General features: G+C 73.3%; 14 protein-coding genes and 1 tRNA gene. 9 read left to right on the plus strand and 6 right to left on the minus strand.

The features are described 5' to 3' along the window. The first annotated feature begins 48 nt into the window (after nt 1-48). A complete protein-coding gene (locus BSZ37_RS07605; protein ID WP_095509976.1) occupies nt 49-981 on the plus strand; it encodes an EamA family transporter in 933 nt (310 codons plus the stop codon). Here the strand turns inward: BSZ37_RS07605 and BSZ37_RS07610 are convergent. Both BSZ37_RS07610 and BSZ37_RS07615 read right to left on the minus strand, forming a co-directional pair. Continuing rightward, entirely contained in the window at nt 978-2,903 is a 1,926-nt protein-coding gene (locus BSZ37_RS07610; protein ID WP_095509977.1) for an ABC-F family ATP-binding cassette domain-containing protein, read from the minus strand. The genes BSZ37_RS07605 and BSZ37_RS07610 overlap by 4 nt on opposite strands. Nucleotides 2,904-3,011: 108 nt before the next feature. Next, entirely contained in the window at nt 3,012-4,862 is a 1,851-nt protein-coding gene (locus BSZ37_RS07615) for a glycoside hydrolase family 2 protein (protein WP_095509978.1), read from the minus strand. A gap of 95 nt (nt 4,863-4,957) precedes the next feature. On the opposite strand from BSZ37_RS07615, the gene BSZ37_RS07620 reads away from it, so the two are divergent. After that, nucleotides 4,958-5,029, plus strand: a tRNA-Thr gene (locus BSZ37_RS07620). A gap of 163 nt (nt 5,030-5,192) precedes the next feature. Next, the gene (locus BSZ37_RS07625) at nt 5,193-6,251 is read left to right on the plus strand and encodes a tyrosine-type recombinase/integrase (protein ID WP_179299517.1); all 1,059 of its coding nucleotides are present in this window, start codon (nt 5,193-5,195) and stop codon (nt 6,249-6,251) included. 18 nt (nt 6,252-6,269) lie between these two features. On the opposite strand, the gene BSZ37_RS07630 is transcribed toward BSZ37_RS07625, so the two are convergent. From BSZ37_RS07630 to BSZ37_RS07640, 3 genes are read right to left on the minus strand one after another with little or no spacing between them, the layout of a single operon-like run. Further along, nucleotides 6,270-6,809 carry a hypothetical protein gene (locus BSZ37_RS07630; protein WP_095509980.1) on the minus strand — a complete coding sequence of 180 codons (540 nt, stop codon included), beginning with the start codon at nt 6,807-6,809 and terminating at the stop codon, nt 6,270-6,272. A gap of 38 nt (nt 6,810-6,847) precedes the next feature. Beyond that, complete coding sequence (locus BSZ37_RS07635; RefSeq protein WP_218830432.1) at nt 6,848-7,762, minus strand: DUF5131 family protein; 915 nt, start codon at nt 7,760-7,762, stop codon at nt 6,848-6,850. Then, nucleotides 7,759-9,447 (minus strand): hypothetical protein, encoded by a 1,689-nt coding sequence (locus BSZ37_RS07640; RefSeq protein WP_095509981.1) that lies wholly within the window; start codon nt 9,445-9,447, stop codon nt 7,759-7,761. The genes BSZ37_RS07635 and BSZ37_RS07640 overlap by 4 nt, the downstream gene beginning before the upstream one ends. A gap of 236 nt (nt 9,448-9,683) precedes the next feature. Here BSZ37_RS07640 and BSZ37_RS07645 point away from each other — a divergent pair, with 236 nt between their 5' ends. After that, nucleotides 9,684-11,012, plus strand: coding sequence for a Shedu immune nuclease family protein (locus BSZ37_RS07645; RefSeq protein ID WP_342761183.1), 1,329 nt, complete (start codon nt 9,684-9,686; stop codon nt 11,010-11,012). Nucleotides 11,013-11,248: 236 nt separating this feature from the next. Continuing rightward, nucleotides 11,249-11,860, plus strand: a complete 612-nt coding sequence (locus tag BSZ37_RS07650; RefSeq protein WP_095509983.1) for a hypothetical protein — start codon at nt 11,249-11,251, stop codon at nt 11,858-11,860. Between the two features lie 96 nt (nt 11,861-11,956). On the opposite strand, the gene BSZ37_RS07655 is transcribed toward BSZ37_RS07650, so the two are convergent. Further along, nucleotides 11,957-12,310 carry a hypothetical protein gene (locus BSZ37_RS07655; RefSeq protein WP_095509984.1) on the minus strand — a complete coding sequence of 118 codons (354 nt, stop codon included), beginning with the start codon at nt 12,308-12,310 and terminating at the stop codon, nt 11,957-11,959. Between the two features lie 167 nt (nt 12,311-12,477). On the opposite strand from BSZ37_RS07655, the gene BSZ37_RS07660 reads away from it, so the two are divergent. The 4 genes from BSZ37_RS07660 to BSZ37_RS07675 all read left to right on the plus strand — a co-directional run bounded on the left by BSZ37_RS07660 (nt 12,478) and on the right by BSZ37_RS07675 (nt 20,342). Continuing rightward, nucleotides 12,478-14,616 carry an endonuclease gene (locus BSZ37_RS07660; protein ID WP_095509985.1) on the plus strand — a complete coding sequence of 713 codons (2,139 nt, stop codon included), beginning with the start codon at nt 12,478-12,480 and terminating at the stop codon, nt 14,614-14,616. A 422-nt stretch (nt 14,617-15,038) separates the two neighbouring features. Further along, nucleotides 15,039-17,375: an FG-GAP-like repeat-containing protein gene (locus BSZ37_RS07665; protein WP_095509986.1), complete on the plus strand. Its 2,337-nt coding sequence runs from the start codon at nt 15,039-15,041 to the stop codon at nt 17,373-17,375. 197 nt (nt 17,376-17,572) lie between these two features. Then, nucleotides 17,573-18,097: a hypothetical protein gene (locus BSZ37_RS07670; RefSeq protein ID WP_095509987.1), complete on the plus strand. Its 525-nt coding sequence runs from the start codon at nt 17,573-17,575 to the stop codon at nt 18,095-18,097. 103 nt (nt 18,098-18,200) lie between these two features. After that, the gene (locus BSZ37_RS07675; RefSeq protein ID WP_179299518.1) at nt 18,201-20,342 is read left to right on the plus strand and encodes an endonuclease; all 2,142 of its coding nucleotides are present in this window, start codon (nt 18,201-18,203) and stop codon (nt 20,340-20,342) included. Nucleotides 20,343-20,364: the final 22 nt, after the last annotated feature.

Consider the following 20,364-nt stretch of genomic DNA (forward strand, 5'->3'; position numbering starts at 1 on the left):
CGCCGTCGGTGGGGGAGGGCTAGCATCGGGCGTCCCTCCACCCCCTCCATGTCCGACGACTCGGCGGCGCCCCTCGGGGCGGTCCTCGCGGCCTTCGCCGCGCTCTACGTCATCTGGGGCTCGACGTACCTCGGCATCCGGTTCGCCATCGAGACGATGCCGCCGTTCACGATGGCCGGCGTCCGGTTCCTCTGCGCGGGCACGCTGATCTACGGGTGGGCGCGGGCCCGCGGCGCCGGGCCGGGGACGCGGCCCCAGTGGCAGACGGCCGCCATCGTCGGGGCGCTGCTGCTCCTGGGGGGCAACGGCGGCGTGACGTGGGCGGAGCAGCGGATCCCGTCCGGGATCGCGGCGCTCCTCGTGGCCTCGACGCCGATGTGGATGGTGGTCCTCGACGCGCTCCGGCCCGGCGGCGAGCGCCCCGGCCCGTCCGTGGTCGCCGGTCTGGCGGTCGGGGTGGCGGGGATCGTCCTGCTCGTGGGGCCGAGCGACCTGGGCGGGGAGCCGGTCGACACGGTGGGCGCGCTGGCGGTCGCGGCGGCGGCGTTCTGCTGGGCCGTCGGCTCGGTCTATCAGCGGGGCGCCCCGAAGGCCGACTCAACGCTCCTCAACGTGGGGATGCAGATGCTGGCCGGGGGCACGCTGCTGCTGCTCGTCGGGGTCGGGCTGGGCGAGCGGCTGGACGTGAGCGCCGTCTCGGCCCGGTCGGCGCTCGCGCTGGCGTACCTCGTCCTCGTCGGCGCGATCGTGGGCTACTCGGCGTACGTGTGGCTCTTGAAGGTGTCCTCGCCGGCGAAGGTCTCGACCTACGCCTACGTCAACCCGGTCGTGGCGGTCCTGCTCGGGTGGGCGCTGGCCGACGAGCCGATGGGGCCACGTGTGATCGCCGCGGGCGCGGCCGTCGTGGCCGCCGTCGCGCTCATCACGACCGCCCGGACGGCCCCGGCGCGGCCGCCGTCGGCCGACGGGACGGTCCGCTAGGCCCGCTCGGCGAGCTCGGCCCAGCGGTCGACGTCGGCCTCGAGCTGGCGGCCCAGCTCGGCGAGCTCTTTCGAGAGGGCGACGACCGTGTCCGCCTCGGTCGCGTGCTCGGCCAGCTCGGCCTCGAGCTCCGGCTGGCGGGCCTCGGCCGCGGCGATCCGTTCTTCGAGCATCGCCAGCTCGCGCTTCTCGTTGTACGAGAGCTTCTTTTTGGCAGGCCCGGGCGTCGACTCCTCCCGCGGAGGGGCCGAGGCGGGCGCCGGCGCCGGGGTGCGGGCGGCCGCCTTCGCCTCGCGCGCGACCGCCTCGCGCGTCTGGATCTCGGCCCACGCCGAGTAGTCGCCCGGGATCTCGCGGACGCCGCCGTCCCCGTCCAGCCGCAGCAGGTGCCCGACGGTGCGATCCAAAAAGTAGCGGTCGTGCGAGACCGTGACGACGGCGCCGGCGAACGTGTCGAGGTAGTCCTCGAGCGCCTGGAGCGTCGGGATGTCGAGGTCGTTCGTCGGCTCGTCGAGGAGGAGCACGTTCGGCGCGCCGAGGAGGACGCGGAGGAGGTACAGCCGCCGCCGCTCGCCGCCGGAGAGGAGGCCGACGGGCGTGTAGTGCTGGCTGCGCGGGAAGAGGAACCGCTCCAGCATCTGCGCCGCCGTGATCACCGCCCCGTCCGAGAGCCGGACGTTGTCGGCGATCTCCTCGACGTAGTCGATCATCCGCTGGTCGCCGCCCTCGCTCTGGGCCGCCGCGAGCGCGCGGCTCTCCTGGTCGTAGTAGCCGACCGACACCGTCGGGCCGACCTCGACGGTGCCGGCGTCGGGCGCCAGCCGCCCGGCGAGGATCTCGAGGAGCGTCGTCTTGCCCGACCCGTTGGGGCCGATCAGCCCGAGCCGGTCGTCGCGGGCGACCTCGTAGGTCAGGCCCGAGAAGAGCGGCTCGCCGTCCCAGCCCTTCGCCACGCCCTTGAGCTGGATGACCTTCTTGCCGAGCCGCGTGGCGACCGAGTCGATCTCGATGTCGCCCGGCCCCGCCTCGGGCTTGGCGTCGAGGAGCGCGTGGGCCCGGTCGATCCGCGCCTTCGACTTCGAGGTGCGGGCCTTGGCGCCGCGCCTCAGCCACGCGAGCTCGCGCGTGGCGAGGTTCTGGCGCTTGGCCTCCTCCGCCGCCTCGACCTCGGCCTGCGCCTCCTTCTGCTCGAGGTAGTCGGAGTAGGAGCCGACGTACCGCGCGACGTCGCCGCCGCCGACCTCCAGCATCCGGTTCGTGACGCGGTCGAGGAAGTACCGGTCGTGCGTGACGAGGAGGAGCGCGCCGGTCCACGACCGGAGGAGGCCCTCCAGCCACTCGATGGTCTCGGTGTCGAGGTGGTTCGTCGGCTCGTCGAGGACGAGGAGGTCGGGCCGCTCGACGATCGCCCGCGCCAGGGCCACGCGCTTCTTCTGCCCGCCGCTCAGGGTGTCGACGACGGCGTCGGGGTCTTCGAGGCCGAGGCGGTCGAGCGTGGCGCGGGCCTGCGCCTCGAGGTCCCACCCGCCGACGGCGTCGAGGCGGGCGGAGAGGCGCGTGACCGCCGCGACGGCGTCGGCGTCGTCCGGCTGGCGGTCGAGGCGGGCGAGCGCGTGCTCGTAGTCCCGGACGGCCTGCGCCGCGGGCCCGTCGCCGGCCACGACGGCGTCGAGGACGGTCGCCCCCGGCGCGAGGTCCGGCCGCTGCTCCAGCACGCCGATGCGGGCCCCCGGCGTCACGATCACGCGCCCGGCGTCCGGAGGCTCGGCGCCCGTCGCCAGCCGCAGCAGCGTCGACTTGCCGGCCCCGTTCGCGCCGATCACGCCGACCTTCTCGTCGGCCTCGACGACGAACGAGACGTCGTCGAGGAGCGGCTTGGTGCCGTAGTCCTTGCGGACGCGGTCGAAGGAGAGGAGGGCCATCGGTCAGAGCGGGGTCGGGTCAAGATCCCGCCGGCCGGGGCGCTCGGCAGCGAAGAGCGAGCGGAACCGGTGGCCGGGTCGCCCGCCTCGGCGCCGAGGCGGGCGGGGCTAGAAGCCGGTGGGGGAGGGCCGCCAGTCGCGGGCGACCTCGGCGTAGAACCGCTGGAGCACGCCGAACGCCAGCTTCCGCTCGCCGCGCTCGGACAGCAGGCCCTTCCGGTTCCAGAACTCCTGGATCGTCGGGAGCGGACGGCGCGGGCTCCGGAAGTCCATGAGGATCCACGGGCTCAGGCCGCGCAGGAACGGGACGTCCCGGAGCATGGCGAGCTGCTCCTCGTAGAGGTAGGCCTGGTAGTCCTCGCTCCAGCGCGTGAGCGAGTCGCCGCGGAGGCCGTAGAGCGCGCCGGCCCCGAACTCCGAGAGCACGAGCGGCTTCCCGACCGTGTCCTCCCAGCGGATCGTCCCGATCTTGTCGGGCAGCCCGTCGTACCACCCCACGTACTCGTTCACGCCGACGACGTCGAGGTGCTCGGCCAGCGGGTCCTCGACGCGGAAGACGGTCGAGCCGTCGGGCTGGCGCTCGTGGTCGGCGAAGACGGCGGCCGTGATGAGGCGGGTGGGGTCGAGGGCGCGCGCGGTCTCCGTGAGGCGCGTGAGGAAGTCGGTGCGGGCGGGCGAGACGGGCGTCTCGTTGGCCACCGACCACAGGACGACGGCCGCCCGGTTCTTGTCGCGCGTGATCATCTCGCGGAGCTGCTGGTCGGCGCTGGCGAACGTGGCCGGGTCGTCCCAGGCGAGGGCCCAGTAGGCCGGGATCTCGCTCCACACAAGGAGCCCCATCTCGTCGGCCGCGCGGACCATGGCCTCGTTGTGCGGGTAGTGCGCGAGGCGGACGTAGTTGCACCCGAGCTCCGTCGCCCACTCCAAGAGCTGGCGGTCCTCGTCGGGCGTGAGCCCACGTCCGCCCCGAAACGGCGCCTCCTCGTGGATCGAGATGCCGCGCAGAAACACGGGCTCGCCGTTGACGAGCACGTCGACCCCGTCGACCTCGACCGTCCGGAACCCGATCCGGTCCTCGACGCGGTCGGTCTCGGCTTCGACCACGACGTCGTAGAGGCGCGGGTCGAGGGGCGCCCACCGCTCGCCGCGGAACGGGAGGCGGAGGCGCGCGACGCCGTCGGCGTCGGTCTGCGCGCTCGCCTCGGCGCCGAGTTCGGGGATGGCCACCCTCACGCGCTGCCCGAGGCGGGCACCGTCGAGGGCGACCCAGGCGACGATCTCCTCCGGCGCCTCGGGGTCGAGCTGGACGCTGTAGTCGCGGACGTAGGTCGCGGGCAGGCGGAGGAGCCGCACCGAGCGCGTGATGCCGCCGTAGTTCCACCAGTCCATGTTGTCCATCGGCACGCCCGCCTTGCTCCGCGTGTCGTTGGCCATGACGACGAGGGAATGGTCCTCCGCCTCGGCGCCGACGTGGTCGGTGATCTCGACGTCGAACGGCGTGTAGCCGCCCTCGTGCTCGGCGAGGAGGTCGCCGTCGAAAAACACACGGGCGCGGGCGTTGACGGCGCCGAACCGGAGGATCAGCCGTTCGTCCTCGGCACGGGCCAGCCGGACGCGGCGGCGGTACCAGACCGTCCCCTCGTAGAGGAAGAGCTCGGGCCGCTGGCTGTTCCAGTCGCCCGGGACGTGGAGCGCGTCGGCCGCGTCGAAGTCGTACTCGAGGCGGTCCCACCGTTCGGTCTCCTGGGCGTCGTGAGCGAACCAGCTGGTGGTCAGCGGCTCGTCGAAGATGTTGCGGTAGCCGACGTCGTACGGGTCGACGACGACGCGCCAGGCGCCGTCGAGGACCTCGTGGGCACGGCCGTCGGCGTGCTGGACGAGCGGGACGTGGCCGGTCTGCGTGGCGGCGGGGAGGGCGGCCGTCACAAGGAGGGCGAGGGCGATCGAGCGGGGGGACATGGGCGGCGGTTCACGGTGTTTTCGGCCAGGGGCGGGTTGGCGGGCCCGGCGGGGCGTCGTAGGTTTCGCACCCGCTGGCGCCCGCCGCCGGCCACGCCAACGTAGCTCAGGGGTAGAGCAGCTCACTCGTAATGAGCAGGTCGTCGGTTCAAATCCGACCGTTGGCTCCCGAGACCGGCCTCCAGACCCCTGGAAAGCCGGTCTCTTCGCTTCGGGCTCCCACGCCGACCGCCGTCCCGGCCACCGCCGGGCCCCCGAACGGTCAACATGTGGTCAACGGCCGCCGCCGGTCGCACGGGGTTCCAAGCGCTGCGACAGCCCCGCAGCCCCATGGCACGGCTCCACCGCTCGAAGGGCAGCTACTACGCCCGGTTCCACGACAAGACGAAGTCGCCCGCCCGGAAGACGGTCCCTCTCCGGACCCGCGACGAGGCCGCCGCCCGCGCGGCGCTCCGCCGGCTCGAGGTCCACTACGCCGAGGGCCGGTTCGACCCCTGGGCCCCTCCCGAGGCCCCGCCCACCCGCCTGTCCGAGGCCGTCGCGGTCTTCTTCGAGGCCAAGGCCCACCGGGCCCCGGCGACGCTCCGGCTCTACCACACGGTCCTCGACGGGCTCGTCGCGCACGTCGGCGACCCGCTCCTGAGGGACGTCCGGCCCCGCGACGTCCTCGCCTTCCTCGGCGCCCGCGACCTCAACGACACGGGCCGCGACGCGTACTTCACCCGGCTCAAGGCGTTCTTCCGGTGGTGCCGCCGGCAGGGCCTCGCCGACGACGTGGTGACCGACCGGGTCGACGTCCCGCGCGGCCCGCAGGTGTTCCCGCACTGGCTGACTCGGGACGAGTTCGGCCGGCTCGTCGGCGCGATCCGGTCGGCGGCCGGCGAGGCCAACGAGGGCGAGGTCGCGTGGCTCATCCCGTTCGTCACCGTCGCCGTGTACACCGGGCTCCGGCTCGGGGAGCTCGTCGGGCTCCGCTGGGCCGACGTGGACCTCGAGTCCCGGCGCCTCGTCGTCCGGAACCGGGCGGCGGCCCGGACCAAGAGCAGGAGGGACCGGTCGGTCCCGCTCGCGGGCCCGGCCGTCCGGGCGTTCGAGTCGGTGGGGAGAGGGGACCGCGAGGCGCTCGTGTTCGTCGGCGCTGGCGGGGGGCGGGTCAACAAGGAGTACGCGTCGAAGGCGTTCCTCCGGTACCGCCGGGCGGCCGGCCTCGCCGAGGAGATCCACTTCCACTCGCTCCGCCACACGTGTGCCTCGTGGCTCGTCCAGGGGGGCGTCTCGCTCGTCCGGGTCAAGGAGGTCCTCGGGCACGCGTCGATCCAGACGGTCATGCGCTACGCCCACCTCGCGCCGAGCACCGCGCTCGACGAGGTGGAGCGGGCGCTCGGGTGAGCCCGCGCGGCCCGTGTACTACAGGACGTCGGGGTGGAGGACGACGAAGGCGACCCGGTCGGTGGCCACGACGTTCCTCTCCCCGTCGTCGTCGGTGAACGCGAAGAACGGGGCGAAGAGGAAGCCCTCGGGGACCGTGTCCGGCAACGTATCGGCGGTCTCGCGTGTCTGGTCGTGGAGGTCGAGCACGCCGACGCCCTCGATCCCGATCGTCACGACGGGCGGGGCCCACTCGTGCTCCTCGGCGACCCGCTCCGGGACGGCGACCCCGTAGACGCCGGGCGGGGGAGGCCCCTCGGCCAGCCCGTACTCGTACGAGTGGGTGACGAGCGTGAGGTGCTCGCGGTCGAGGAGGGCGAGGGAGCCGTCGGCGAGCGGGACGCGGACCCAGAGCGGGGGCTCGTCCGCCGGCTCCCCGTCGTCGTCGACGGGGAACGTGAGCGCGGCGAGCGTCGCCTCGGCCGCGGCGGCGGACACGCCGAAGGTGACGGGCTCCGGCAGTCCCTCGAACGTGACGAGGAGGTAGTTCTCGGCGAGCGAGTACGGCCGGAACTCCATGGGTCGGGCGGGGCGATGGGTGTTGGGACGGCAGAGCGTTACTCCCGGCGGGCTCCACGGGCGCTCGTCTTGGCCGCCGCGGCCTGGAGACACGCGTGGCGCATGAACTCCGCGTACCACTCGGGCTCGTCGTCGTGGGTCCGGCCGTCTAGCTCACGGCCGGCCCGCTTGGTCCCGACGAGGTCGCCCTCGGCGTCGTGTGCGCCCCACTGCTTGAAGTGGAACGCGACGCCCTGCTCGGCGCACGCGTCGCGGATCTCGCGGGCCCACTCCGGCCGCATGGGCCGGGCGCCCGCCTCGCCCGGCGTGTGCGAGTCGCTCTCGCCGCCCACGATGGCGTAGTCGATGCCGGTGAGGTCGACGTGGCCGTCGGCGTCGAGGACCGAGCCGAGGAGGGGCTCGAAGCTCACGAACGTCCGGCGGGCCCCGCATTCGCGGAGCGCGTCGAGGCGGTACGAGCGCTCGGCGTCCTCGACCGACACGCCGGCCATGACGTGGTCGCCCCATGGGAGGTGGGGCCCGAGTTCGGCCAGCCGGCGCTCCCGTTTCGTCAGGACCATGTAGAGGTGCCAGGGCGCCCGGCCCATCGCCTCGAACACCTCGTACACGAACTCGTCCGGGATCGCCTCGTGGAGGAGGTCGCTCATCGAGTTGACGAACACCTTCGAGGGAGTGAGCACGCTGGCCGTCGCGTCGAGCGTCCGGGGGTGGAGCGTGACGGCCGTCCCCGCTGCGTACTTGCCGGGGACGTTGTACTGGAGCCGGCTCTCGACCTCCGAGAACATGTAGCACCGGTCGCAGCCGGGAGAGACCCGCGTGCACCCGGTCGTCGGGTTCCACGTCTCCTCGGCCCACTCAATCTTCGTCGCGGCCATCCCGACGGCCGCCACGAGCGCGGCGGCGAGTGCGAGCGGGAGGGGGGCGGCGGTGACGACGGTGACGAGGACGATCATTGACGGGAGGACGGGCGGGGGAGGTCGGCTGTGACCGGCGCGGGGGCCCGCTCTGGGGTCTGTTCTGGATCATCGGCGACGCCTGACAGGCCGTCCCACGGGCGGTGCGGGACGTCGGCCGCCGCGACGAACGCGAGGCCGCGCGGTCTCATCCCGAGGAAGGAGTCGTAGGCCCCGCGGCTCGTCCTCTTGCCGCGGAGGATGACGGCCGACGCTGAGGCGGGGAGACGGCCGAGCAACTCGTCGGGCAGGGGAGAGGGCCAGCTATCGAGCACCAAGATGCCACGGACCCCCGCTCTGTCGAACGCGTCGAGCGCGCGACGGGCGGCCTCCACTCCGTCGTCGTCCGCGCCGTCGATGCCGATGGCCGGGTGGACATTGGGTGGCCACGCGACCGCGTCGAGCCGGTCGGCGTGCCGTGTGGCGGCGAGGAACGCGAGGTGTTCTCCGGCCCCCGCACGTCGTAAGATCTCGGAGACGACCTCGTCGGGGAGGTCGGACCGGAGAAGGTCGACGCCCGGGGCTAGGAGGACCGCTCGGGCAGTCGGGAGTCTGAGGTCGAGGGCGTGCGGCCGCGTGTTCGCCGGTTGTGTGAGCCGCGCCGGGACGTAGCACGGCGGGGCGGCGTCGGAGGCGGGGAACCACGAGGTCGCGCTCCGGAACGGGCCGGGGAGGAGGACGGGCCACGTCCAGGCGGCCACCTCGGGCTCGAGTCGGCAGCGGGCCATCGACCGTCGTCCCCTGACGTCGCGTCTCTCGATCGGGTCGAGGTCGTCGGTGTCGTCCTCGTCCAGCGCCCCGACGAGCGGCGAGACGAGGCCGCTCGTCGGCGCGTACGCTGCGAGGTACGAGCCGCCGACCACGCTGAGCGCGGCCGTGGCGTCCGGGCTGGTGTCCGACCGGTCGAGGAGGTGCCTCTCCAGCAGGACCGTGAGGCCTCCGGGGACGTCGGTGCGTCGTGGAGCCGGTGCGCCCCGTTCGGTGGCGAGCGCTCGGACGGCCCCGCGGAGCGCGGCTCGGTCGACCGACTTGAGCCGTCCCTCCGCGTCGTACGACGTGTCCGCGTCGGCCTCGTGGGTCGCCCGTCGCCAGACCTCCGCTTCGTCGCCCGGGTCGAGCAGCCCGAGGGCCCACCTCGTCTCCCGGTGGAGGTCGTCGGACGGGGCCGGGTTCCCGTCGAGCTCGCGTTCGAGCGCGGCCAAGCCGAGCCGTGAGGGGAGCGGCTCGGCCCCCGTGCCGAGGACCCCCGCCACGGCGTTGGCGGCGAGCTCGACATCCTCCTGTGTGAGCCGCGCCTCGTCGCCTCCCGTCGTCTCTAACGCTCGCTCCCATGCCCGGCGGCGGTCGGCGGCTTTGTCGAGCCCCGTGAGCGGCCGGAGCTGGGCCTCGCTGCGCGGGAGGGGGGCGACGCCCGCCTCCTCGAACTCGGCGTACACGCGGCCCGCCTTCGCGAGCTGGTAAGCTCGTCGGCGCCGGATCCCGAACGTCGCGAGGGCGAACTCGGCGAACGTGCCGGTCTCTACGTAGAGCTCATCGTCCATGATCGCAGCGAGGGCCCTCGCTGCTTCCACGCTCTTGGCCTGGTACTCCCGCACGGTGGCGACGTGGGCGTCGAGGGCGATCCGGTCGGCGTCTGCCAGGCGGCGTTGGACACGGACCTCCGCCGTGGGTATGGGATCGGGCATGGGCGGCCGGTGGGTGGACGTGGGCGTAGACGAGCACACGGATGCTACGGAAGCTGATGCGATCTCGGGCTCGTACCATCGGCCTGCTTCACGATGTCCTCTATGCCGGCTCTGCTCCGGCGCGAACGGCGGCTCCGCTCGGCCGGCCCATGCCGACCGGTTCCGGGGCCGCGCTTTGGCGCCGGGAGTTACGGCCGTGGTTAGGGAGGCGCTCATGTAGCGGGTTCGATCTCGCGATGCGAGTACTCAAACCCGTGAGTACATTGTCGGTATCCAGTCGCGGTGATCACTCAGTTCTGCGCGGCGTCCACACGCACGGCGGTCTGCCGGCGACGCTGGCTGAACCGCTCGCCTCGTCCCACGCCGCGATCATCCATGATCGCCGTGCTAAACGAGCCGCGGCCCCGCCAGCGTCGCCCCAAGGTCCCGTGGAGCTTGTCCAGATCGTGAGGAGTGGAGGCGCGGCGCGGTGCGACGACGTGGTCCTTCGTGAGACCTCGACGACCCGCCTCGTCTTCCGGGCCGTCCTCGTCGACAACGCCAAGGACGCCGCGCAGCCCGTCCGGGGTTGGATCGTCTCGCAACGGAAGCGGAAGGGCGACGAGTGGGAGGACCACAACGAGGTCGCGCTCTCGAACATGAGGGCCGGGGAGTGGGTCAAGACGGAGCTCCGCGCCGAGGAGGTCGACAAGCTCGTGCGCCACGTCGGAGGCCTCTACCGGCTGTACCGGTCGGGCGGGCTCCCGTCGGGGAAGACCCACTTCCTGAAGCTAGATCTCCAGGCTGGAGAGTCCCCCGAGGATCTCGAGGGCACGGTCAGGACGCTCCTCGCCCTCGGCCGCCGGTCTGGCCTCGACACTTTCGGGAAGGTCGTCGACCTCACGCTCCGCGACGAGGACTCTGCCGAGGTCGTCCGCCAGCTCGAGCGCCTCGAGGTTTCGACGGTCCAGAAGCTCCAGAGCCTCGCCGGCGTCGCCGCCCTCCGGGCCGCGCTCGACACCTGGGAGGCGAACGAGGGCAACACGAGCGAGGAGTTCTGGCAGCAGACGTTCAAGGACAACGCGTTCATCCTCTCGCAGGCCTTCAGCGTCCCGGTCCTTCTCATCCAAGACAAGGCCTACGTCGGCGGGCGTGAGCTCTCGCGCGAGGGGGCGACCGAGCTCGACTTCCTCTACGCCAACCCGATCACAGCGAACGCGGCGTGCGTCGAGATCAAGACGCCGGCCACGCCGCTCCTCGGCACGCCCTACCGGGGGAAGTCGGGCGGGCGAGTGTACGGTGCGTCCGTCGAGCTCTCGGGCGCCCTGGCCCAGGTCCGCAACTACCGGTACCGTCTGACGACGGGGTACTCCCACCTCCGGATTGAACGCGAGGGGGAGTTCGAGGTGGCCGCGCCCCGCTGCCTCATCGTGGCAGGCCATGCCGGCTGCAGCCTAGGCGATGACGACGCGAAGAAGCGCTCCTTCGAGGCCCTCCGTGGCGGACTCGCCGACATCGACGTGATCACGTACGACGAGTTGTTCGAGCGCGTACGGTCCCTCTGCTGCCTCCTCGAGGGTACATAGACCGGGAGGGGCCTGCCGCAGTATCGGGAGCCGTTAGACGGTCTCGTGGCCGACCCGTGGGCCGGGCGACGTAGTGGTTCCGCAGGCCCGAGCGCATGAGCCCTTGCTGGCCGTCTTGACAGCCGAGGGCGACAGCATCGAACTCGCCGACCGGCACCCGGCCACCGACGGGCCAGCGCTCTGAACGTCCACCTGCGTCGAGCTGAGAGTCTGGGCGCATGGCTTAGCTTCAGCGCATGGCCATCCTCGGAACAGCGTACCACGAAGCCGGCCACGCCGTCGTCGACTTCGACCACGGCAACCTCGCCGGCACCGTCACCATCGTCCCTGACGCCGACCGCCACTCGGCGGGGTCGTCCCAGGCCGAGGAGTGGGACAGCGGCCTGGGCGAGGGGAGCACCGGCGACGACGGGGTCGCGGCGATCGAGGCGAAGGTCGTGGCGCTCTACGCCGGTCTCGAGGCGGAGCGGCTGGTCGACCCTGGGGCCGTCGTCGGGGCCGGCGATGATTACGAGAAGGTCCAGTGGCACGCGGACCTCGCGGGGCTCGACGACGTGGCCTTAGACGCGCTCCGCCACCGGGCCGCCGAGCACGTCGCCCGACGGCGGGACGTCATCGCCCGGCTCGCCCGCGTGCTCGTCGACCTCCAGACGCTCGACCAGTTCCAGGTGGAGTGCGTCATCGAGGGCGAGCCATTCCGGACGGGCAACTCGCTCCGGAGCCCGCTCTACACAGCCCACCTCAGCGAGGGCGCTCAGCGGCGGTATGAGGAGGCGCGGTCCCGACCCAAACAGCGGGTCCACATCCCGCCGTTCGACCCCGACGACCCGACAGAGGCAACGCTTTAGCCGAGAGGGCGTCCGCACGTCGCCGTCTCGACCAAGCCGCTGCCTCACGAACGCGCCGGCTCCTCTGGCACCGAGCGCGTGGTCTGTCCGAGGGCGCTACCGCCTGTAGACGTTCCACGACTGGCCCGACGACGACGCCGTTAGACGGCCGGTGAACCCGAGGTGCTCGCGAGCGAGCTCGACGACGCGCTCCATCCCGGCGGCCGTACACCCCGGGTCGACGTATGGCGTGTGGTCGTCGGCGTCGAAGAGGGCGGCGACCTCGTCGGGCTTGACGTGGAACATGGGCCGCCGCTCCGGATCCTCGCTCCGCGCGAACGAGACGGCCCGGCACTCGGCGAGCCCGCAGCGCTCGAAGCGCCCGTCGTCGCCGAACCTCCAAGCGTGTGCCCCGAACCGACCGTCCTCGGGTTTGCCGAGCTCGCGGGCGACGAAGGTGTCTAGGTCCATGGGTCAACGACGCTGGCGCCGGGGGAGCCTTGTGTCGAGGGAGCCGCGACGTGTGTGAGAGCCCATGTCGAGCGCAGAAGTGTACTCCACCGAGAGAGAACCCGATCAGGCCATCGGTGCGCCGACCGGAGGTTGTAGGCTTGGGGGGCCCCGTCGACTTCGCACTCATGGCCCGACTCCTCCGCACGCTCGTCGTCCTCGTCCTCCTCGCCCCGCTGGCGGCGACGGCCCAGACGGCCGGCGACCTCGCCGTCGTCGGGTACCGGGCCGACGACCCCGACGAGTTCGCCGCCGTCGCGCTCGCCCCCGTCCCCGGCGGCGCCGAGGTCGCGTTCACCGACAACGGGTGGCGGGCCGCCGGCTCGTTCCGCGCCAACGAGGGCGTCCACCGCTACACGGTCCCCGCGGCCGGGCTCGCCCCCGGGACCGTCCTCACGTTCGCCGACGTGGCCGGACCGGCGTTCTCGACGTCCGGCGACCAGCTCCTCGTCTACACCGGGCCCGACGACGCCCCCGCGTTCGTCTACGGGCTCAACGTCGAGGGACCGGCCGAGTGGCAGGCCGACGCGACGAGCGCGAACACGTCGGCCCTCCCCGCGGGCCTCGCGAACGGCTCGACCGCCGTCGCCGTCGACGAGTTCGACAACGTGGCCTACGACGGGCCCACGACGGGGACCCGGGCCGAGCTCCTCGCCGCGATCGGGGACCCGGCGAACTGGGTCGGGTCCGACGACGACCGGCCCCCCTTCCCCGACGACTTCGTCGTGACCGGGGCCGGGGGGAACCTCCCGCCCGCGTTCACGGCCGCCCTCGCCGACGGCGACGTCGTCGCCGACGTCCCGTTCGCGTTCGACTACGACGCGGCCGACGCCGACGGGGACCCCTTCACGTTCGCGCTCGCCGCGGGCCCCGCCGGCGCCTCGGTCGACGCCGCCTCGGGCGTCCTGACGTGGACGCCGACCCAGTCCCAGGCCGGCCCGTCGTACGACGTGACGGTCACCGTGTCCGACGGGGAGGCGGCGGCCACGACGACGGCCACGCTCACGGTCCTCGCCGAGCCGCCCGACCGGGCCCCCGTCTTCTCGGACCCGACCTACGGCGTCCTCGTCGGCCAGGGCGAGGCGGTCGCCGTCGACTACGACGCCGAGGACCCCGAGGGGGCGCCGGTCACCTACGCCCTCGTCTCGGGCCCCGACGGCGCCGCGGTCGACGCCTCGACGGGCGTCGTGACGTGGACGGCCCCCTCGGCCGTTGGCGTGTACCCACTCGTCGTCACGGCGACCGACGGGGCCCTCACGAGCCGCGTGGACCTCTTCGTCGGCGTCCAGGGCGAGGTCGCCCCGGGCCTGCGCCTCGGCCCGCTCCGGGCCGCCGTCCGGGCCGCCTACACGGGGACGACGCTGGGGTACGACCGGGGCCGGGACTCCCTCTACGCCGGGGTCTCGGCGTTCCCCGACGGCGTCGTCCGCGGCGTGTACACCGGGTTCGCGGTCGCCCTCCCCGGAGGGGTCGACCCGAGCGCGTACCTCGCGAACGCCGGGATCAACGCCGAGCACACGTGGCCCCAGTCGATGGGCGCGTCGTCGGAGCCCCAGCGGTCCGACATGCACATCCTGTACCCGGCGAAGTCGAACGTGAACGGGAGCCGGGGGAACAGCCCGTACGGCGAGGTCCCCGACGCCCAGACCCAGACGTGGTACCGGGGCGCCGAGTCCCAGACGACGATACCCACCGACGCCATCGACGAGTGGAGCGAGCGAGGGCCGGTGTACTTCGAGCCCCGAGAGTCCGTCAAGGGCGACATCGCGAGGGCCGTCCTCTACTTCGCGACGGTCTACGAGCCGGCGGCCGACGCCTCGTTCCTGGAGGACCAGCTCGAGACGCTCATCGCGTGGGACGCGGCCGACCCGGCGTCGCCGGAGGAGGCCGTCCGGTCGGGGCTCGTCGCTCGGTACCAGGGGAACGTGAACCCGTTCGTCCTTGACCCCACGCTGGCCGGCCGAGCGTTCGACCCGAAGGACACGGCGGCCGAGGACGCGCCCGGCAGAGCCCTCGCCGTCTCGGTCCGCCCGAACCCGACCGCCACCTCGGCGACCATCGCCCTCGACCTCGCCGAGGCGTCGGCGGTCCGGGCCGAGGCGTTCGACGCGCTGGGCCGGCGGGTGGCCGTCGCGTACGACGCCCCGTTCGCGGCCGGCCGGCACGCTGTAGCCCTCGACGCCTCGGGGCTCCCGGCCGGCATATACGTCGTCCGCGTCGTCGCCGGGGACGAGGTCGTCCCCGTTCCCCTGACTGTCGTCCGCTAGCGTCGCCCGGCGTCACCGCCTTCCGCGGGCGGTGGGCGACCGTTGGGAGGAGAGCGGGCCGGATATGGTCGGGCGTCTGCACCCAGGAGGGGGCTAGCGTGCGCTCGGCCCACGAGCCCCCAGCGTGGGCGACTTCCTCCCGTGAGCCGCCGACAGAGGCTCTGCAAACGGGGCAAGTTCCCGTGTGCCTTTGAGGTAGAGAGTCTCTGCCCCAATGGGTTCCCACGTGCGAAGTCGATACCTAGAGCCGATCTCGAAAACCTGACTGGCCGACCAACGAGACAGATTCGTTGATCGGGTGGCCTTGCGGGGCACGAATGGTCACCTACTTTGGCGGCGCTCGCCGGCCGGCCGTGGGGCCCGCACGACGAAGCGCGTGACGGTCCACGGGCGCTCGCGACGGCGCCCCTTCCATCCCCTACATGAACACGTTGTGTCGGACGGGCCTCCTGACCGCCCTCTCCTCTGTCCTCCTGGCGCTCGCCGCCGTGCCGTCGGCCTCGGCCCAGAGCTTCGCCGTCGACGAGGCGTCGAGCGCTGTCCTCGCCGACGTCGAGCGCAGCGCGCTCGTCTGGCTCGACCTCGACGGCGACGGGGACCCCGACCTCGTCGTGACCGGGCTCGACGCCTCTGGGACTCGCCGTGGCGAGGTGTACCGGAACGAGGGGGGGGCGCTCGTCCTCGACGCGGCGAACAGCGCCGTCGTCCCGGACGTGAGCGACGGGGCCCTCGCCGTGGCCGACTACGACGGGGACGGGGACCCCGACCTCGTGCTGACGGGGATCGACGGGGCCGGCGTCCGGTACGGCGAGGCGTACCGGAACGAGGGGGGGCTGCTCGTCCGCGACGCCGAGAGCAGCGAGAACATCGTCGACGTGAGCGGGGGGAACCTGTCGTGGGGCGACTTCGATGGCGACGGGGACCTCGACCTCGCGCTCGGCGGGCACACCACTCCGAGGCGGAGGGACGCCGTGGGGTACGTGTACAAGAACTACCGCGGGCGCCTCGGCGGGCCCGAGTACCGCACGCTCTGGGGGGCGTCCCCGGCCGGGAGCAGGCGGCTCTACGACGGGGACCTCGGGTGGGCGGACTACGACGGCGATGGGGACCTGGACCTCACCATCCTCGGCTTCGCGTACAAGGCCGGGTTACCCGGGTCCGGAAGGAGCCCGATCAGCCTCGTCGAGACCCTCCGAAACACCGGAGGCCAATTCAGGCCCGGGCCGATGCTCGACAAGCTCGAGGACGGCGCGCTCGCCTGGGCCGATTACGACGGGGACGGCGATCCCGACCTTGCCTATACCGGTCGGCGAACCGTTCGGGGATACCGTGGTCCGTTCGCTGGGAACACCGGTTCCATCGCACGGCCGACCCCGGAATATGTCGGAGTATTCCGCCCGAACACGGGGGCCCAACTTGCACCCTCCAGCACGAGTATCGCCGGCGTAGACCTCGGAGAGCTCGCGTGGGGCGACTACGACGGCGACGGGGACCTCGACCTGGCCCTGACAGGTCTCGCCAAGGGCGCCGACAACGCGCTCAGCGAGATTTACCGGAACGACGGCGGGGCGCTCGTCCGCGACGACGCCGCGAGCGCGGCCCTCCGGCCCGCGGCCGGAGGGAGCCTCGCCTGGGCCGACGTAGACGGCGACGGGGACCTCGACCTCGCCGTCACAGGCCGCGACGACGCCGGCGAGCCGTTCGGGATGGTGTTCCGGAATGGGCCGCCCGGCCCGAGCGCGGCGCCCGTCGCCGACGCCGGGCCTGACCAGACCATGTCGTGCGACAACCCCGACTACAGCCTCGTCCAGTTCGACGGGTCCTCGTCGTCGGACCCCGACGGCGGGTGGCTCACGTACGTCTGGAGCGAGGGGGGGGCGGAGCTCGGCACGGGGCGGACCCCCGAATTCCAGCTCCCGTGCGGGAGGCACACGCTCACGCTGACGGTGACGGACCCGAGCGGGCGGACGGCCGCGGACGAGGTCGAGGTCGCGCTCACGCCGGCCCTCGTCCTCACGCTCCGGCCGGTCCCGGTCACCCGGCCGTTCGTCCACGTCGACCCCGGCGAGTCGTTCCGGTTCAACTACAACCTCGACAACCGGACCGAGTACGTCCTGGGCGGCGACGGGGGGTTCGTCGTGACCGACCCGAACGGGGCGGAGGTGCTGAGGGGCGGGCCCGTCGAGTTCCTCATCCGGCAGTCTCAAGACCGGTCGTGGCGGCTCCTCGTCGACGTCCCGGCCGACGCGGCCCCCGGGGAGTACACGCTGGCAGGGTACCTCGAGGACCTCCGGACCGGCCGGACCCTCGGCACGGACTCCCTGACGTTCAGGGTCCGGGACACGGGGGCGCTCGCCTCGGCGGGGCGCACGGCCAGCGGGGCGTCGGTGCTCGGGGGCTCGGCGTGGGGCTTCCGCGACGCGGACACGGGGCTCCCGCTCTCGAGCGCGCTCGCCGCTCAGGCCGAGGGCGAGCCGGAGGAAGTGGGCGAGGCCGCGGCGTTCGCGCTCGGGACGCCGTACCCGAACCCGACGGCGGGGTCCGCGACGGTCCCGTACGGCGTGTCGGAGGCCGGGGCCGTCCGGCTCGCCGTGTACGACGTGCTCGGGCGCGAGGTGGCCCGGCTCGTCGACGGCGTGGCCGAAGCGGGGGGGCACCGGGTCGTCTTCGAGACGGCGGGCCTCCCCGCTGGGGCGTACGTCGTCCGGCTCGAGGCCGGCGGGGCCGTCGCGACGGCCCGCCTCGTCGTCGTGCGGTAGCAGGGCGAGGGGCCGGGGTCCGATGGGCACGCCTCGGCCCCCGTTCCCCGTGCCCTCTCCCCCAGGTGCCCCTACGACGACGGGTGACGAGACGCGGTGAAGCGGCCAGCGGGGTGACCCCACCTCGTGCTCACCTCCTCCGGAGCCGGTGTGGGCCGAGGTGACCTTTCAACGCGTGGGCGTCGTACGCTAGCCCCGTGCGCGCCGTGCTCGCCCTCATCGTCCTCACGGCCGTCGCCGAGTGCGCGACGGCCCAGGCTGCTCCTTCGGACTCGCTGCCCTACGTCCCGCCGACCGAGCGGTACGGCGTCGCGTGGGGCGACGCGCCCGAGGCCGTCGTCGCCCGGTTCGGCCGGGCCCCCGACGCCGACGGGCCCGAGGGGACGCTGACGTACGTCGGCCGGAGCGGAGGCCAGGCCCTCTTCGTGTTCGAGCGGGGCCCCGGCGGGACCGACCGGCTCGCCGTGACGGTCGACGCGACGCCCCGGTTCGACTCGGAGGCCGCGGCGTACGCGGAGTACGCCCGGTTCAAGGCCGCGCTGACCGAGCTCTACGGCGCGCCCGTCCTCGACGAGGAACCGCGGCCAGAGGCGCCGTTCACCGTCGACACGGTGTGGGAGCCGGACGGGCTCCGCGCCGTCGAGCTCACGATCGAGGCGGTCCCGGAGGGCGGTGGGGAGTGGGCCTACTTCTACGTCCGTGTCGTGGGGCCGGCCCAGTAGACCTAGACAGGGGGGCCGTAGGACGGAGCCGGACCGTGACGTAGGGACTACGCGGCGGACGCCCCCGACCTCGATGTTCGAGGGCCGCCCTCCCCCTCTGCCCGTGCGCGTTGCCACCCTCCTCGCGGTCCTCCTCACCGCGCCCGCCCTCGCCCAGCCCCAGACCACGCTCTACCCCGGCCAGTCCGGCGCGTCGCTCCTGAACGCCGTCCGGTCGGCCTACACGCCGGCCCAGACGCTCGGCTACAACAACGGCCGCGACGTCCTCTACCAGCACGAGCAGGACACCCACGGCGAGGTCTGCGGCGTCTACACCCGGTTCTGCATCACGCTCACGCCCGGCCAGGACCCCTCGACCGACGCGTACACCAAGGGCGTCAACGCCGAGCACACGTGGCCCCAGTCGTACGGGGCCGGGTCGGAGCCGGCGAAGTCCGACCTCCACCACCTCTTCCCGGCCAAGGACAACGTGAACTCGTCGCGGGGGAACCACCCGTACGCCGAGGTCCCCGACGCCGAGGCGACGGCCTGGTACCGCGAGGGCCAGAGCCAGTCGTTCGTCCCGACCGTCGCCGTCGACGAGTGGAGCGAGCGGGCCTCGGGCCACCCCGACCCCGCGTTCTCGGCCCGGTTCGAGCCGCGCGAGGACCACGCCGGGAACGCGGCCCGGGCCGTGTTCTACTTCCGGGCGATCTACGACGCCGAGGTCCAGGCGGCCGGGTCCGAGGCGTTCTTCGACGTCCAGAAGGGCGACCTCATCGTGTGGCACTACGAGGACCCCGTCGACCTCGCCGAGTACGCCCGCTCCGAGTGGGTCGCGACGCTCCAGGGGACGCCGAACCCGTTCGTCCTCGACTCGACGCTGGCCCGGCGGGCGTTCGGGCTGTCCGGCGTGCCGGGCAACGGCGGCGGCGCAGGGGGAGGCGGAGGGACGGGGTCCACCGGCCCGCTCTGGGTCAACGAGGTCCATTACGACAACGACGGGACGGACGTCGGTGAGGGCGTCGAGGTCGCGGGTCCGGCTGGGACCGACCTCGCCGGCTGGACGCTCGCCCTCTACAACGGCTCCGGCGGCGCGGTCTACCAGACCGTCTCGCTCTCGGGGACCGTCCCGGCCCAGCAGGGCGGCCACGGGACCGTGTGGGTCGCCGTGTCCGGGCTCCAGAACGGGTCGCCCGACGGGCTCGCCCTCGTCGACCCGACCGGGACCGTCGTCCAGTTCCTGAGCTACGAGGGCCCGCTCACGGCGACCGACGGACCCGCCTCGGGCGCGACCTCGACGGACCTCGGCGTGGCCGAGACGTCGTCGACGCCGGTCGGGTGGAGCCTCCAGGTCGGCGGGGCGGGCTCGGCCGCGGGCGACTTCGCGTGGGAGGGCCCGCAGGCCGGGACGCCCGGGGCGCCGAACGCGAACCAGACGTTCGTCGGCGGCTCGGGGCCGGCGCCGGAGGCGTGGGTCAACGAGGTCCACTACGACAACTCCGGGGGCGACACGAACGAGGGCGTCGAGGTGGCCGGGACGGCCGGGCTCGACCTCTCGGGGTGGTCCGTCGCGCTCTACAACGGGTCGAACGGGGCGGTTTACGACACGGTCTCGCTCTCGGGGACGATCGACGACGAGGGCGCCGGGGTCGGCGCGCTGTGGTTCGCCCGGTCGGGCGTCCAGAACGGGTCGCCGGACGGGCTCGCGCTCGTCGACGACGGGGGCGCCGTCGTCCAGTTCATCTCGTACGAGGGGACGCTGACGGCGGCCGACGGCCCGGCGGCCGGGATGACCTCCGACGACCTCGGCGTGGCCGAGACGAGCGGGACGCCGACGGGGTACTCGCTCCAGTTGACGGGGACGGGCTCGAGCGCCGGCGACTTCTCGTGGGCTGGCCCGCAGGCCCACACGAGGGGCTCGGAGAACGCCGGGCAGACGTTCACGGCGCCGGGCTCGCGCCGGGCCGTCGCCGCTGAGGGTCGGCCCGAGGCGGACGACGCCGGGGCGGGCCTCGCCGTGGCCGTCTACCCAAACCCGGCGACGGGGCCGGTCACGGTGGCCGTCGAGCTCGCCCAAGCGGCCGAGGTCCGGGCCGAGGTCTACGACGCGCTGGGGCGCCGCGTGGCCGCGGCCGACGCCCGACTCGGCGCGGGGTTCGGGTCGGTCCCGGTCGACCTCACGGGGCTCCCGGCGGGCGTCTACGTCGTCCGCGTCGCGGCGGGCGAGACGGCGGACTCACGCGTGGTCACGGTCGCCCGGTAGCGCCGGCCGTTCGGTGTCGGGG

Source organism: Rubrivirga marina (assembly GCF_002283365.1).
Classification (GTDB): domain Bacteria; phylum Bacteroidota; class Rhodothermia; order Rhodothermales; family Rubricoccaceae; genus Rubrivirga; species Rubrivirga marina.